This is a genomic window from Flavobacterium alkalisoli, from assembly GCF_008000935.1.
GTDB lineage: Bacteria > Bacteroidota > Bacteroidia > Flavobacteriales > Flavobacteriaceae > Flavobacterium > Flavobacterium alkalisoli.
This window is the reverse complement of record NZ_CP042831.1, coordinates 2,345,163-2,360,432: the sequence shown is the minus strand read 5'-3', so window position 1 is coordinate 2,360,432 and position 15,270 is coordinate 2,345,163. Positions and strand designations below refer to the sequence as shown.

At 37.6% G+C, this 15,270-nt stretch carries 18 protein-coding genes; 14 read left to right on the top strand and 4 right to left on the bottom strand.

The features are described 5' to 3' along the window. Positions 1–62: 62 nt before the first annotated feature. Together FUA48_RS10480 and FUA48_RS10475 are read left to right on the top strand one after the other, a co-directional pair. On the top strand, positions 63–257 hold the full coding sequence (locus tag FUA48_RS10480) for a hypothetical protein (protein ID WP_147583483.1): 195 nt from the start codon (positions 63–65) through the stop codon (positions 255–257). Between the two features lie 23 nt (positions 258–280). Further along, complete coding sequence (locus FUA48_RS10475) at positions 281–715, top strand: SRPBCC domain-containing protein (RefSeq protein WP_147583482.1); 435 nt, start codon at positions 281–283, stop codon at positions 713–715. Positions 716–729: 14 nt separating this feature from the next. Here the strand turns inward: FUA48_RS10475 and FUA48_RS10470 are convergent, their stop codons facing one another. Together FUA48_RS10470 and FUA48_RS10465 are read right to left on the bottom strand one after the other, a co-directional pair. Continuing rightward, a complete protein-coding gene (locus FUA48_RS10470) occupies positions 730–2,007 on the bottom strand; it encodes a retropepsin-like aspartic protease (protein WP_147583481.1) in 1,278 nt (425 codons plus the stop codon). 46 nt (positions 2,008–2,053) lie between these two features. Next, positions 2,054–2,668 carry a dihydrofolate reductase family protein gene (locus tag FUA48_RS10465; RefSeq protein WP_262712734.1) on the bottom strand — a complete coding sequence of 205 codons (615 nt, stop codon included), beginning with the start codon at positions 2,666–2,668 and terminating at the stop codon, positions 2,054–2,056. 175 nt (positions 2,669–2,843) lie between these two features. Here FUA48_RS10465 and FUA48_RS10460 point away from each other — a divergent pair, with 175 nt between their 5' ends. From FUA48_RS10460 to FUA48_RS10445, 4 genes are all read left to right on the top strand, one after another. Next, positions 2,844–3,824, top strand: a complete 981-nt coding sequence (locus FUA48_RS10460) for a GlxA family transcriptional regulator (protein ID WP_147583479.1) — start codon at positions 2,844–2,846, stop codon at positions 3,822–3,824. Positions 3,825–3,911: 87 nt separating this feature from the next. Beyond that, positions 3,912–4,334: a hypothetical protein gene (locus FUA48_RS10455; RefSeq protein WP_147583478.1), complete on the top strand. Its 423-nt coding sequence runs from the start codon at positions 3,912–3,914 to the stop codon at positions 4,332–4,334. Between the two features lie 114 nt (positions 4,335–4,448). Continuing rightward, positions 4,449–5,594 carry an ABC transporter ATP-binding protein gene (locus tag FUA48_RS10450; protein WP_147583477.1) on the top strand — a complete coding sequence of 382 codons (1,146 nt, stop codon included), beginning with the start codon at positions 4,449–4,451 and terminating at the stop codon, positions 5,592–5,594. Positions 5,595–5,611: 17 nt separating this feature from the next. Continuing rightward, positions 5,612–7,282, top strand: a complete 1,671-nt coding sequence (locus FUA48_RS10445; protein ID WP_147583476.1) for a hypothetical protein — start codon at positions 5,612–5,614, stop codon at positions 7,280–7,282. On the opposite strand, the gene FUA48_RS10440 is transcribed toward FUA48_RS10445, so the two are convergent. Then, the gene (locus FUA48_RS10440; protein ID WP_147583475.1) at positions 7,279–7,512 is read right to left on the bottom strand and encodes a VF530 family protein; all 234 of its coding nucleotides are present in this window, start codon (positions 7,510–7,512) and stop codon (positions 7,279–7,281) included. The genes FUA48_RS10445 and FUA48_RS10440 overlap by 4 nt on opposite strands. Positions 7,513–7,647: 135 nt before the next feature. On the opposite strand from FUA48_RS10440, the gene smpB reads away from it, so the two are divergent. Then, positions 7,648–8,100, top strand: coding sequence for an SsrA-binding protein SmpB (gene smpB / locus FUA48_RS10435; RefSeq protein ID WP_147583474.1), 453 nt, complete (start codon positions 7,648–7,650; stop codon positions 8,098–8,100). A 100-nt stretch (positions 8,101–8,200) separates the two neighbouring features. Here the strand turns inward: smpB and FUA48_RS10430 are convergent, their stop codons facing one another. Continuing rightward, positions 8,201–8,848 carry a protein-L-isoaspartate(D-aspartate) O-methyltransferase gene (locus tag FUA48_RS10430; RefSeq protein WP_147583473.1) on the bottom strand — a complete coding sequence of 216 codons (648 nt, stop codon included), beginning with the start codon at positions 8,846–8,848 and terminating at the stop codon, positions 8,201–8,203. Between the two features lie 170 nt (positions 8,849–9,018). On the opposite strand from FUA48_RS10430, the gene FUA48_RS10425 reads away from it, so the two are divergent. The 7 genes from FUA48_RS10425 (at position 9,019) to FUA48_RS10395 (ending at position 15,218) form a co-directional block, all read left to right on the top strand. Then, positions 9,019–9,987, top strand: a complete 969-nt coding sequence (locus tag FUA48_RS10425) for a Gfo/Idh/MocA family protein (RefSeq protein ID WP_147583472.1) — start codon at positions 9,019–9,021, stop codon at positions 9,985–9,987. Between the two features lie 11 nt (positions 9,988–9,998). Beyond that, entirely contained in the window at positions 9,999–10,574 is a 576-nt protein-coding gene (locus tag FUA48_RS10420) for a hypothetical protein (RefSeq protein ID WP_147583471.1), read from the top strand. Between the two features lie 18 nt (positions 10,575–10,592). After that, on the top strand, positions 10,593–11,774 hold the full coding sequence (locus FUA48_RS10415) for a carboxypeptidase-like regulatory domain-containing protein (protein WP_147583470.1): 1,182 nt from the start codon (positions 10,593–10,595) through the stop codon (positions 11,772–11,774). A 169-nt stretch (positions 11,775–11,943) separates the two neighbouring features. Further along, positions 11,944–12,834 (top strand): 3-hydroxybutyryl-CoA dehydrogenase, encoded by an 891-nt coding sequence (locus tag FUA48_RS10410; protein WP_147583469.1) that lies wholly within the window; start codon positions 11,944–11,946, stop codon positions 12,832–12,834. Positions 12,835–12,898: 64 nt separating this feature from the next. After that, the gene (locus FUA48_RS10405; RefSeq protein WP_147583468.1) at positions 12,899–13,255 is read left to right on the top strand and encodes an SdpI family protein; all 357 of its coding nucleotides are present in this window, start codon (positions 12,899–12,901) and stop codon (positions 13,253–13,255) included. A gap of 12 nt (positions 13,256–13,267) precedes the next feature. Then, complete coding sequence (locus FUA48_RS10400; RefSeq protein WP_147583467.1) at positions 13,268–14,482, top strand: DUF1015 domain-containing protein; 1,215 nt, start codon at positions 13,268–13,270, stop codon at positions 14,480–14,482. 70 nt (positions 14,483–14,552) lie between these two features. After that, positions 14,553–15,218, top strand: coding sequence for a YggS family pyridoxal phosphate-dependent enzyme (locus tag FUA48_RS10395; protein WP_147583466.1), 666 nt, complete (start codon positions 14,553–14,555; stop codon positions 15,216–15,218). Positions 15,219–15,270: the final 52 nt, after the last annotated feature.

The window sequence follows — 15,270 nt, the reverse complement described above, 5'->3', positions numbered from 1 at the left end:
AAAATATAAGACTGAAATTTGTTAGTGCACCTTACTAAGTACAACCAAAAACCTTAAATTTTATGAACTTAAAAAGAACCTTTGGTGCCATACTTACGGTACTGGGAATTGCCGGACTTATTTATGCTGCCTATGTTTTTGCTGCAACCTCAACATCTGAGCAAAATGTAAAAATGACCATTGTATATGGTGTATTAGGGCTTATTTTCTTTATATCGGGAATAGGGCTGGTGAAAAGGACTAAAGACGAATCGTAAACCTTAAAAAAACAAAAAAAGCTATGAGTAAATCACTAATTGTAAAAAACAACATCAGGATTGATGCACCCCTTGAACGAGTATGGGAAGTGCTTACAAAACCAAAGTACATACGCCAGTGGGATCAGCTTCCAGAAGATTTTGGTGATTTTGAAATTCATCCTGCAACCGTAATAGAATGGCCGGGATATTCTAAATTATCAGTAGTAGAGTTTGTGCCTAACCAAATGTTACGTTACGAGCTGTATGTACCTACATGGGAAGAGCGTGTTACCAATATAGGTTATACCTATACCCTTACTGTAGACAACGAAGACCATACATGGTTGGGTGTGGAAATAGGCGACTTTGCCATTCTTGCCGATGGTGACAAATATTTTGATACAAGCGTTGATTTTGAAAAAACCGCTTCGCAAAAAATAAAAGAATTAGCAGAAAGAAGGGAAATTGCATTGTAATTTCCCTTTACTGTTTAATCGAACTTTATGTACATGTACTTAAAGTTGATGGTCATTTTATTGAACTGCTTTATAACATCCTGACCAATATTGCCGTAGTACATATTGGGCTTATCGCCTATGTTTTCAGTAAATACCTGTACACTGTCAAGCACAATTTTACGGCCTTCAATTTCAGGTTCAAAAGTTATAAAGTATCCTCTTTTGGAAAGTGTTCCCCCTGCCCCGCCAAAGCTTAAGTCGGTTTCCTGGTATTTACCCTGAATGGTCTCCCTGTGCTTAAAAAAGAACCTGTTGTATAGTGAAGTCCCCACAGCACCGGAGTCGAACGTGTAATGTTCTCCCTCAATACAAATTACAGGGTTTAAAAAATCGAGCGCCATGTTGCGCAACGGATACTGCACCGGTACCTTAGGCACTATAAATTCCTCTTTTTGTGTAATGGTTATCTGTTTCATAGCCTCTATAACCGGATACCCTAAAATACCGTTTATCTGGTAGTTTATTTGCGGGAAAGCCAGTGCTTCATCGGGAAACACAAGAAATACGGCATTCTTTACAGTTATATCACCTAATGTAAACTCAGGGCATATAGCCAGCTGCGATTGTACCGTTAACCCCGTTATGGCACCTACTTGTACAGAGCCATCAAGCATTTTCATGTTAAGCTTTTTGGCTGTGCTTTGTGTTACGGTAGAAATATTAGCCCCTGTATCAAAAATAAAGTCGGTATCAATACCATTAGCCTGTACCTTAAGGTTAGCGAGCTGTGCCGCATCCCTTTTAATTGCAAGTGTTGTATTTCTTTGTATAATCACTTCCTGTTTGGGCTGAACCGAAAGTGCATTCCAAATAATTTGGGAGTTTTTATAATCGTCTATTTCATCTTTAGACAATATCCCGCTATAGTTCTCCAGTATCTCTTTTACTGTCTGGTTTGCCTTTTCATATTCATACAAATGCACATAATTGCCCTGCTGTACCTCCAGTAGTTTTAGCTTGACAGAATCATTCACTACGTCGGCATACTTTTCAAAAATCTCATCTATCACTTTGTTGGATGATTCAGGATCATTAAAAGCATTGTCTATAAAAGCTTCTAAAATCAGTCTTTGTGGTTTAGCTATTTCTAATTTGTAGTAATTAAAAGTATCACGGGCATGAAAAAAGTCTTTTTCATCCAGATAAGCGTTTATCTTATTATAGCGTTTTAGAGAAAGGCCGTCGTCGGTCTTAACCGCACAGCCGAAAATCACTAATAAAACGAAAAGGAATGTAATAAATCGGGTCATTTTAATAATGGTTTGTTTTATAAAGGTATAGAAATTACTCCAATAACTAAACCTTTAATTTATAGTAGTGTAGCACTACCCCGTTGCGAAACTGCCGTGTTTTTTCCAACTCTAAAAAAGATAAAACAGGAGCACCAAACAAAGGTTTCCCTTTAATAAGCTTAACAGGGTGTACCCATAAGTGAAATTCGTCTATCAGGTTTTTCTCTATAAGATATCCTGCCAGTTTAGCACTGCCGTATATCATTACCGGATCGCCTGCCTCCTTCTTCATCTTTTTAATATACTGTTCCGGATCTTCCTTTACGGTTATAGTATTATTCCAAACCGTATGTTTTAGTGTATCCGAAAAAACAATCTTGGTATATGTGTTAAGCATTTCAGCAAAGGCACGGTCTTCAACGGGACCGGTAAGGTCTATCCCCTTGGCAGACCAATAAGCCGCCATGGCGTTATATGTTATCCTCCCAAAAATAACTGAATCGGCTTTTTTAAGTTCTTCGGCAAGGCATTCGGCCATTTCGGTAGTCCAGGTATTAAAGTGCCAGTCGAGCTCACAGTTTGGCCCCGAAAGAAAACCGTCCTCTGTAACATTCATGGAGAGGATCAGTTTTCTTTTAGGAGATATATTTGGAGGAATAATTTGGACATTGGTATTCAAGGTGTATTGTTTAATAGTGTACTACAAAGTTACTGTTGTAAAAAACGGATATATGGTGCCTGTAAAGACATTTTAGGGTGTTGTTAACGACATAAATAATTTTATTACCTTAGCTCTTTATTCCATGTTTATCACTGCCACCTTATTATTGTTTTTGTAAAAAATAAAAGGAATTATGATACATGTTTCGATATTGGTACCTAACGAAGCCGTTATGGCCAGCCTGGTAGATCCCCGCACAATATTCACCGGAGCAAACAGTTTTTTAGAAGCCGCAGGACACAAACCCATTTTTGATATTCAGTTTGTAGGCTTAACCCGGGAAGTTGAGTATAACGGAGGGCTTTTTGCAGTTCGCACAGATGCACTTTTAAGCGAAATTAAAAAAACCGATCTTATTATTATCCCTGCCATAAGCGGCGATTTATCAACTGCTATAGAGATAAACAAAGATTTCCTGCCCTGGATTATAGAACATTATAAAAACGGAAGCGAAGTAGCGAGCCTTTGCATAGGTTCTTTCCTATTGGCTTCTACCGGACTTCTTAACGGCAAGGAGTGTTCAAGCCACTGGCAAACCGCTAATGAGTTTAGGGAAATGTTTCCACAGGTTACTCTTGTAGACGGCCGTATTGTAACCGAACAAAACGGACTTTATTCCAGCGGTGGTGCTTCGTCTTACTGGAACCTGCTGCTGCATTTAACCGAGAAGCACGCCGGGCGTGAAATTGCCATTATAGCATCAAAAATATTTGCACTGGAAATAGACCGTAAGAGTCAGTCGCCGTTTATTATGTTTAACGGACAAAAAAATCATGAGGACGAACCTATCCGTTTGGCTCAGGAGTTTATAGAAAAAAACATTGCCGAAAAAATTTCTATAGACGACCTTGCCGATAAGTTTGCCATAGGCCGCAGGCACTTTGACAGGCGCTTTAAAAAAGCTACAAACAATACAGCAGGCGAATACATACAGCGCGTTAAAATTGAGGCTGCCAAAAAAGAACTGGAAACCAGCAACAAAAACGTAAACGAGGTAATGTATGATGTGGGGTATACTGATGCAAAGACTTTTCGCAGCCTGTTTAAAAAACTAACCGGTCTTTCTCCCGTTGAGTACAGAAATAAGTATAGCAGAGAGGCTGCGGTTGCGTAATCATAAAAAATAGTTAAAATTTGCAATATGATGCGCAACCAAATTGATGGTACTGCATCTAAGTAACATAAACACATTACAAGCAACATGAAGTATTTAAAGTTTAAAGTATTTGCACTTTTTTTAGCACTTACAACCCTTACCGGATGTTTAAGCGATGATGAGAATTATTGCTCACAAACCATTTATCCGTTTGTTAGTAATGTAACCGGTCCCGAAACAGCTTTAACAGGAGAAGAAATAGTATTAAATGTTTCTTTCCCTATTGTTAGTAACTGTGCCACTTTTGTAGGCTTTCAGCAAAACAATGTATTCCCAAGAAACATTTATCCTGCTGTACAATATGAAGGTTGCCAGTGTTCAGGCACTACTTCAACACAGACTGAAGAATATACTTTCTCTGCCGATGAGCCCGGAGAGTATGAGCTTAAGTTTGCAAACGGTACTACTGAAGATAACTCTCAGTACACTTACATAACAAAAACAATAACTGTAAGTGACCCTGACTAAACAGAATAATTTTTAGTTTTATTTATATTGATGACTAAGCCCTGCAAATTGCAGGGCTTTTTTTGTTAATAATATCCTGCTATTTAATATATTTGATTTTCACACACTTTACTCATGAACGAATTTGAAAAACAATATCAGGAGATTAAAGATTTCCTGAGGTTTGAAGACTATACGCTGGCAGTTAAGAGAATAATTGATTTTACTCTCGACACACAGGATATTTCCTTTTACAAAAAAACATGTAACCTGTTAGACTGGCTTGACGAAAACAGCGGCAGCGGCTCAAAAAAAGAAAAACTGGAGAGTCTGCTGGAAGAACTCCACGCCTTTTTGGCTAAGCTTACCATACAGCCCGCACAGCCTATACTGGAAGCTATAGAACTAAAAAAGAAATACTCCTCTTTTTCATTAGGCCCGGTTAACCTTACCCTTAACGAAGGTGATATTATAGGCCTTGTAGGCGAAAACGGTAATGGTAAAACTACCCTGCTACGTTCCCTTTGCGGAGAACTACATCCTACAGGAGGAAAAATAAACTACAAGTTTAATTATAGTGACCTTTATGAGTTGCGTACCAAACTGGTATATATACCGCAGCGTACAGATACCTGGTATGGCTCCATGATGGACAATCTTATGTTTACGGCTTCCAGTTATGGCTATATTCCTGAGGAAAGCCCGCTGGTAGTTGAACTGATAGTAGGCAGGCTGGGACTGAGAAACTTTAGGAAACACAAATGGAAAGACTTATCGTCAGGATATAAAATGCGTTTTGAACTGGCACGTATGCTATTAAGAAAACCAAAAGTATTACTTATAGATGAACCTCTTGCTAACCTTGATATACTGGCACAGCAAACAGTACTGGAAGATTTTAGGGCAATTGCTAAGTCGCCATTCAGGCCTGTGGGTATTATATTAAGTTCGCAGCAGCTGTATGAGGTTGAAAAAACATCAGACGAGGTTATATTCCTAAGGCATGGACAACAAAAAAACCTTAGGGAGACAGGAGAAAATCAGGAAACAGAAAAACACCTTGTTGTGGAATTTGAGAGTCCGTGGACGCAAAGTATGCTTAACGACAGCCTTCTTAGTGCAGGGCTAATAAGCCTACAGTTTAACGGAGGTACTTACATTGCTACCTTTAACAGCGGTGTAACCCTAAATGGTTTTATGAAAACCATTATAGACAAAAACATTCCGGTGGTTTACCTGCGTGATATTTCTAACTCTACAAGACGCTTTTTTGTTTCTTAAAACTACACACCTACACTATGTTTAAAAAAATACAAAACCACCTGCTGCTTCGCCATCCGTTATTATGGAACACTAAGTTTGTACCGGTACTTATTATAACATTGATTGTTAACCTGGCATTTTTTATTGGCGGATATATTTCAGGCGAAGTAGACTTTACAGATCCTTATGGTTATAATCCCCTAAGAAGTTACAAAAAGATAGTAGCATTTTTAGCTATAGTAATTGCACTACTTGTGATTATACTATGGCTGGTATTTTATGTAAGGAATAATGCTTTTAAATCGTTTTATCCTAAAAAGAACAATTCGCTTTACAAAGAATGGTTAATAATATTAATTGTATGCCTTCTAAATGTTAGCTACATACCTATATATCAATACGCTTACGATTTAAGGGCAAGAAACTATTTTGACAAGGAAGAGGTTATAAAAAGAGCCGATATAATAAGTAAGGCTTCGCTTTTTGTGAATGGTTCATTCCATCCATGGAAACGTTTTGACCGAACCATGTATAATGAACTTTTAAAAGGAAAAACTTCATTTGATTCATTAAGTGAGTACTATGGAGATGTAGAAATAGAAGCAGCAGTTGTCGAAACACCGGAAACAGAGTATTATGATGAGTATGACTATCAATATGATGACAGAAATGACGACTACTACAACCGTGAGTGGGATACCGTATGTTATTTTGAAAATGAATATAAGCTTACTTCGTTAATGAACAGGCAAAAGCAATCTTTTTCCATACAGCCTCATATAAACGATTCACTTAATGAATGGAAAGTAAAAAGATGGATGCTTAACAGGGAAAAAGATTCTGTTAGAAAAGTTCTCGACGATTTTTTTACTATAGCCAACGAGCATGGACTTAAAGCCAATATCACCAGTGAAGAATGGTTTAACTTTATTTACAAACCTGATATGTATGAAGACTATCAGATTGTAGGTACCCACAGTGAAGATGCTATACATGATGAACGAAAAGAAAATGAAGACTATACCGACAGAAATGATACTGAAAACAATTTTACCAGGTATGAAAGGATGAGAATGAAAGTTTACCCCAAGTATCATGTTCCGTTTAACCAGCTATATAATGGTTACGACAGAATTTCGGGGGCTTATGTATCTCCAATTAACTTCAAAGATATTGTAGGCTATTTCATTTTTGCCTTTGTTTTATCTTTTTTAATTTTTTCGTTTAAGGTTACTTCTGCAAAAAGCTGGCTTATTGCAGCGGTATCTATAGGAGTATTGGGTCTTGTTACGTTCATCTTCTCATTGGTCGCAGATCATTTTTTAAGATTGTTGCTGATAATAGATGAACTCACCATATTTCTTATAACATGGACAGTAATTATTGCTGCATGTTTTTTCTACTTCCTACATCGTATCAGGATTAAAACAAGTAAAAAAATATCCGGTATAATTGTTAATGCATTACTATGGCTGTTACCAACCGGAATAATAATAATTCGTGCAGCTATAAGCTTTTATTCTATGATAACCAGGCCAGCACCAATGTATGTTACCTCTATTTATTATCATGAAAAAAATTCGTTAGAAGAATGGATTGATGAAAATATATTTCTATGCATCTATAGTTGGCTGATTATTATAGTACTTTATATGTATCCGCTAACCAGACTGATTAAAAAATGGAAAGGAATTGCAGAGGCTTAGTCCTGCTGCATTTTAGGCAGGGTGCGTATATAAAGGTCTTCTACCTTTTTGCGTGCCCAGTCGGTTTTCCTTAAAAAAGTAAGGCTCGACTTTACACTTGGGTTATCATTAAAACATCTTATATTTATAAGTTCGCCAAGGGTATCAAAGCCATAAAAACTTACCAGGTCTTCCAGTATCTTTTTTAAGGTAATGCCGTGAAGCGGGTCGTTAGAGCGTTTTATTTCCATGGTGTAAAGATAGACAGTATTTTTAATACACTAACAGAAGCTCTATTAGGTAACAAACATCAAAAAATATAATTATTACAGGCAAAGGCCAACCCCTTGCCGCATTAAACTATTGTACTTACCTTTGCAATCCTTATGCAAAAAACGGTTAACATATTAAACAAAAGAGCCAAGTTCGATTTTGAGATACTGGAGCGTTATACGGCCGGTATTGTTTTGGCAGGTTCTGAAATAAAATCCATTCGTTTGGGTAAGGCTTCTATTGCCGAAAGTTTCTGTGAATTTCAGGGACACGAGCTGTTTGCCATCAATACGAATATAGAAGAGTATACCTATAGCAGAAGTTTTAGCCATGCGCCTAAAAGCGAACGAAAACTACTTTTAAACAAAAAAGAACTTAAAAGCCTTTTAAAAAGTGTGCAGAACAAAGGCCTTACCATAGTTCCGCTTCGTTTGTTCACTAACGAAAAAGGATTGGCAAAACTGGAGATAGGATTAGCCCGCGGTAAGAAAAACTACGACAAACGTGATACCATTAAAGACCGTGATGTAAAACGCGATCTTGACAGGATTAAAAAGGCATATTAGTCTTAAAGCCGAAAGTCATAAAGTCTAAAGACTTTTCTCAGTCTAAACAGCAAAACTATTCCTTATTTTAAAACGGAATACTGCGACTGAACACTGAATACTAATTCTTGTTCTCCAACAACGGTACAAACCTAAATTCTCCAAATTCATGTTTTTCAAACTGGGTTTCGGTCTTTCTTATAAGCATTGTCATAATTTGTACCCCCTGCTCATTATCTACAGGAATAATTAGCCTTCCGCCTATTTTAAGCTGTGCCATAAGCGGCTTAGGAATAAACGGGGCTCCTGCCGTAACAATCACGCTGTCAAACGGGGCAAAATTGGGTAATCCTTTATATCCATCGCCAAACGAAAGGTGTTTAGGCCTTATACCCAGCTTAGGTAATAACAATGAGGTAGACTTAAACAGTTCTTTTTGTCTTTCCACACTGTATACTTTTGCACCCATAGTACACAACACCGCCGTTTGATAACCCGACCCCGTACCTATTTCAAGTACTTTATGTTCCGGTTTTACCTCAAGCAACTGCGACTGAAAAGCCACCGTATAAGGCTGGGATATGGTTTGCCCTGCCCCTATCGGGAAAGCCTTGTCCTGATAGGCATAATCTGAAAAGCTGGAATCCAGAAAAAGATGGCGCGGAATTTTATTGATAGCAGCCAAAACATTTTTATCGGTAATGCCTTTTTGTTCTAAAACGCTTACCAACTGATTACGAAGTCCCTGATGTTTTGCTGTATCTTTCAATGTTCAAATAAATTTATTTTGTAAAAATAGAAAACAATTTCCATAAGGCGCAAGAGTATTTTTTTAGAAAAATTTAATAATAGGACTATCTGACTAAAGGGGATATTTTTAAAGGGGTGTTTTGTATTTTGCAGCCAAATAATCTTATTTTTGTTAAAAATTTTATCCTTATGCTTAAAGTAGGAGTATTGGGCGCAGGCCACTTAGGGAAAATCCACCTGCGTTTGCTCAATCAGTCCCAAAAATATGAACTGATAGGTTTTTATGACCCTAACAGCTCTAATGCCGATAAAGTAGCTAAAGAATATGGCTACCGCAAATTTGACACTATAGAAGAGCTTATACAGGCTGTAGATGTGGTGGATATTGTTACCCCTACCCTTTCTCACCACGATTGTGCAAAGGATGCAATTATGGCCGGAAAGCACATTTTTGTAGAGAAACCTATATCTAACACTGTTGAGGAAGCTGAGGAAATTATTACCCTTGCCAAGCAATATAACGTAAAAGGACAGGTAGGCCATGTAGAGCGCTTTAACCCTGCCTTTATAGCTACAAAAGAAAAGATTGCCAACCCAATGTTTATTGAAACCCACCGCCTTGCAGAGTTTAACCCTCGCGGTACAGATGTGCCTGTGGTACTGGATTTAATGATACACGATATAGATGTTATACTTAGCGTAGTAAACAGCAAAGTAAAAGACATTAAGGCGAGCGGAGTTTCTGTTATAAGTGATACCCCGGATATTGCCAATGCCCGCATTGAGTTTGAAAACGGATGTGTTGCCAACTTAACCTCAAGCCGTATCTCTTTAAAGAATATGCGTAAATCACGCTTCTTTCAGAAGGATGCCTATATATCGGTAGACTTTTTAGACAAGATGTGTGAGGTGGTAAAAATGAAGGATGCACCTGAAGAACCGGGCGATTTTGATATGATACTTCAAAATGCCGAGGGTCTTAAAAAACAGATCTATTTTGAAAATCCGGATATCCTGGCAAACAATGCCATACTGGACGAGTTGGAAACCTTTGCCGATGCCATTAACAACGATACTGACCCGATAGTAACACTGGAAGACGGTACAGAAGCATTAAGGATTGCCTATCGCATTATAGATTGCTTTGAGAACAAGTAAATAATACAATAATGAGCCCTGGCTTTATAGCCGGGGCTTTCTATATACAGTCATGTAACTTTAAGTATAAAGAGATGGTTATAAAATCTAAATTCACATCATTTATTTATGTTCCTTTTCTGCTATTCATACCTATAGTATTAATGCTGTGTATAAATATTTTTATAGGAAAAAATAATTTCCCTCCCGAATTTGTAATACTGTATGCAATAGCATCAACCTGGATTTTATTATCTGTTTTATTGTATGAGGTACGCCTTAAGATAATCAAGGTAGAACTTAACTCAAGAGAAGTTACTGTTAGAAAGTTTTTCGGGTTAGGAAAAGAAAGAAAATACAGGCTTAAAGATCTGGAAGGTTTTCATACCTACATCAGAAAAATCAGAAAAAAGAGTGGGTTTACAAATGAGATACTTGAATATGATTTTATCCATTTAATGCACAAAGGAAAAATTGTAGCCCGAATTTCCAACCAATATCACAGCAACTATGATGAGATGGCTGATTTTATAAAAGAGCATTTAACCGATCACGGATATAAAAGGCTTAATATTTTTTCTGAAATAACCGACGCCCTAAGATTTTAACCCAACACACCACTTAACATGAAAAAACTCTTTACTCTGCTATTATTAGTTGTCGCAACAACAGGATTTGCACAAAACTTTTTAAAAGGTACCGTAAAAGATATAATGACAACCGAAAACATGGATTTAGTAACGGTTAGTACAAAAGATTTACAGCACAATACCATTACCAACAGCGAGGGTGCATTTCAGCTTAGTTACCCCGATGGTACCCAAACCATTGTTTTTAATTATTTAGGCTACGGCACACTTGAGGTAGACCTTAATAACCTGCCCGAGGGCAATATTTTTTACCTGGAACCAAAAAGCCTAGAACTGGAAGAGGTTGTTGTATTAAATACACCAATTAATGAGTTTGTTAGTGAGTTGATAAAAAACTCATACAATCATTTAAACGCTCCGTTTCTTTTAAGTACTTACTATAGGGAGTTTGTAAAGATAAACGACACCTATACCAAGTTCTCTGACGGGCTTATTGATTACAACGTAGACAAAAGTCGTAAAAAAATTGAAAGCGATGTAGTTGTTAAACAAAGTCGTGCTTTTAAACTTGATACTCCCGAATCGGAAGCTGCAGATATGACTTCCCCTCTTGATTTGCGTAAAGCCATTTCCAGAGACTGTAACTTTGGTGCTTTAGGAAGTATTTTCGACAAAAAGGAGTTTAAAAAATATTCATTCATCATTAAATCGCAACAGGATGCAGATGGTAACGATGTACAAACCATATATTATGAACCTCTAGCCGAAGTAGAAGAACCTTTATATGCCGGAAGCCTTTCTTATGACCCTAACAAAAAACTTATCCTTGCCATGGACCTATATATGGCACCATCGCATAAAAAATACTCTAAACTGCGTAATTTTATAATTGTTAAGGCCAGGCTTGATGATATAGCTTACAAATGTTTTTTTAAGGCTACAGATAATAGCTATATGCTTTCTTACTCCTGCGTTTATGGCGATATATATATAAAGAACAAAAAAAGGTTTGACGACCACGTTATATTTAAAAGCGACCTTATTGTAACCAACTTTACCAACGACCTTAGCTCTTTTAATAAAAAAGAAAAGTACAGGGAAAGAGGACTTTATGAGGCAGGAACCAATTATACAGAGGAGTTTTGGAAGAAAAATAATTCAATCCTGCTAACCTCTCAGGAAGAGGAAATCATTAAGTCATTACAGGACGCTAAATAGTAAAATACCAATTATTATAAATATTGGCAGTTTACAGCCTTAATAATTACGAATTCAAAAACAAATTCGCTTAAAAATCAATCATGGTTGCAAATTTGCCATTATTCTTGCTATTTTTACAGACGGATTTTAATAGATTCGGCAAACTTTAAACAAACAAAAGATTATAATGAAAAACATAGCAGTAATAGGTGCGGGAACCATGGGTAACGGTATTGCCCATACATTTGCACAAAGCGGATTTACAGTAAAACTTATTGATATTTCAGAAAAATCTCTGGACAAAGGTATGGCTACCATAGCTGCAAACCTTGACAGGATGGTTGCAAAAGGCTCTATTACTGAAGATGATAAAGCTAAAACCATAGGTAACATTATTACTTATACCGATATTAAAGACGGTGTTGTAGGTGTTGATCTTGTGGTAGAGGCAGCTACAGAAAACGTAGACCTTAAACTAAACATATTTAAGCAGCTTAACGAGTACTGCGAAGAGAAAACGATTTTAGCTACTAATACATCGTCTATCTCTATTACTCAAATTGCGGCTGTAACAACAAGACAGGACAAAGTAATAGGTATGCACTTTATGAATCCGGTGCCTATCATGAAACTGGTTGAAATTATCCGTGGTTACAACACTTCAGATGAAGTAACAAAAACTATCATGGATTTATCGGTTAAGCTGAGTAAAGTTCCGGTAGAGGTTAACGATTATCCTGGCTTTGTGGCAAACCGCATACTTATGCCAATGATTAACGAGGCTATTGAAACACTATACAACGGTGTTGCCGGAGTTTATGAAATTGACACGGTAATGAAGTTAGGTATGGCTCACCCAATGGGTCCGTTACAGTTAGCCGATTTTATTGGCCTTGACGTATGCCTTTCAATCCTTAACGTAATGTACGACGGATTTAAAAATCCTAAATATGCTCCGTGCCCGCTTTTAGTAAACATGGTACGTGCAGGTAAACTTGGAGTTAAGTCGGGAGAAGGTTTCTACGATTACTCTGAAAGCAAAAAAGCTGAGAAAGTAGCAGCAATGTTCACTAAATAATTGTTTGCTAAATAGTATATTTGAAGACGGGTTATAAAACCCGTCTTTTTTAAATCTATAAGCCATGAACATTAATTGGGACAGTCAGTCGTTATCGGTACTGGGTTTATCAGGGATAATATTTATTATCGTAGGGGGCATTATGATTTTTTTCCCTCCTAAAAAAATAAACCACCTGTATGGGTATCGTACCTCGTCATCAATGAGTTCGCAGGAAAGATGGGATTTTGCCCAAAGGCATTCTGCCTTGCTTCTTATTAAGGGAGGAGCGTTTATGACAGTAATGGGAATAGCTATTTCCCTGTTACCCGTTAGTAAACGTACCGATATATTAATAAGCACCCCAACCCTGCTGGTAATAGTGTTCTTATTATTTTTTAAAACCGAACGTGCCTTAAGAAAGCGTTTCGGAAAAAACTAAAACCAAAACAAATTGGCAAAAATAGTTCCTTTTAAGGCAGTGCGCCCTACCCGCGATAAAGTGAGCCTGGTAACATCACGCTCTTACGACGAGTACACCCCTGCCGAACTGGCCTCACAGCTTGACTATAATCCTTTTTCGTTTCTGCACATACTAAACCCTGCCTATGTAAACCTGCAAAAAATAGCAACGGCTACAAGATTTAAAGGTGTACAGCTAAAGTATCAGGAATTTAAAGACGAAGATGTTTTTAAAAAGGAAAACTCTCCGGTATTTTTCCTGTATGAAATACAAAGCAAAAACAACTCGTTTACCGGTATTATAGCAGGCACATCTATAGAAGATTACAAGAACAACGTAATAAAAAAACACGAGGATACCCTTGCCTACCGCGTTGAGCTGTTTAAGGATTATCTGCACCAAACAGGCTTTAATACCGAGCCGGTACTTATTACCTACCCGCAAAACAACGAACTGCAGGCATGGATCGATAAGCGCAAGCAAAAAAGGCCTTTGTACCTCTTCTCTACCCCAAATAAAGACAAACATATACTTTGGCGTATTAAGGAGGAAGACGAAATACAATGGATACAGGAACAGTTTGAAAAGGCAGGTAATATATATATCGCCGATGGTCACCACCGTTCGGCTTCGGCAGAAATGCTTTATGATCAGGATAAGGAGTCGGGTAATGCCAATCTGGACTACTTTATGAGTTTTCTTATCTGTGAAACCAACCTGAAGATATACGAATACAACCGTATTATAAACGACCTTAACGGACTTACCAAACAGGCTTTCCTTAAGGCACTGGAAAAGGATTTTGTGGTGGAGAACAAGCAACAGGAGCTTTGGAAACCAAAACAAAAATACCAGTACGGTATGTATTTAGACGGCGATTTCTATGCACTTTCATTAAAAGACACTAACTTTAAGTCGGTAATGGAAGCACTGGACGCACAAATACTGTATACTAAGGTGCTAAACCCGTTATTAGGTATAGGGGATTTGCGTAATGACGAACGTATAGATTACATACCCGGCAGCAAACCGATTACCGAAATAAAAAAACAGGTAGACAGCGGTGATTTTGAAGTGGGCTTTATGCTCTACCCTGCCTCTATAAACGAGATTAAGGAACTGGCCGATAACGACCTTATCATGCCACCTAAGAGTACGTATATAGAACCTAAATTCAGAAGCGGCCTTGTGATTTATGAGATTTAATCAATTTCTGGTTTCAGATTTCAGGATTAATTCCAAATAACCGAAAAACGAATTATCGAATTATCAGAAAATGTCAATAAAAGATAACTTACTCAGCATAAAACAATCCCTTCCTGCACATGTAACCCTTGTGGCTGTAAGCAAAACCAAGCCTGTTAGCGACCTTATGGAAGCTTATGAGGCGGGTCAGCGCATTTTTGGCGAGAACAAAATTCAGGAAATGACCGATAAGTATGAACAAATGCCTAAGGACATTGAATGGCACATGATAGGCCACGTACAAACCAATAAGGTAAAATATATGGCTCCGTTTGTTAGCCTGGTACATGGTGTAGACAGCCTGAAGCTGCTTAAAGAAATAAACAAGCAGGCTAAAAAACATGACAGGGTTATAAGCTGCCTGCTGCAAATGCATATTGCCGAGGAGGATACTAAATTCGGGCTGTATGAAGCAGAGCTAAAGGAGCTGATTGACTCTGATGAGTTTAAGGAAATGAGGAATATTGTGGTTACCGGACTTATGGGAATGGCAACATTTACTGATAGCGAGTACCAAATTGAAAAAGAGTTTGCTTATCTTAAAGGAATCTTTGACCGCCTTAAAGAACACCCTGAAGCTGATAACTTTAAACCGCAAACCCTTTCTATGGGTATGAGCGGCGATTATAAAATTGCCATAGATTGCGGAAGCACCATGATTAGGGTGGGTAGCAGTATTTTTGGCTCAAGACATTAAAATTCGGGATTTTTATCCGAAATTTGCAACTTTAAAACTTTAAACAAGAAAC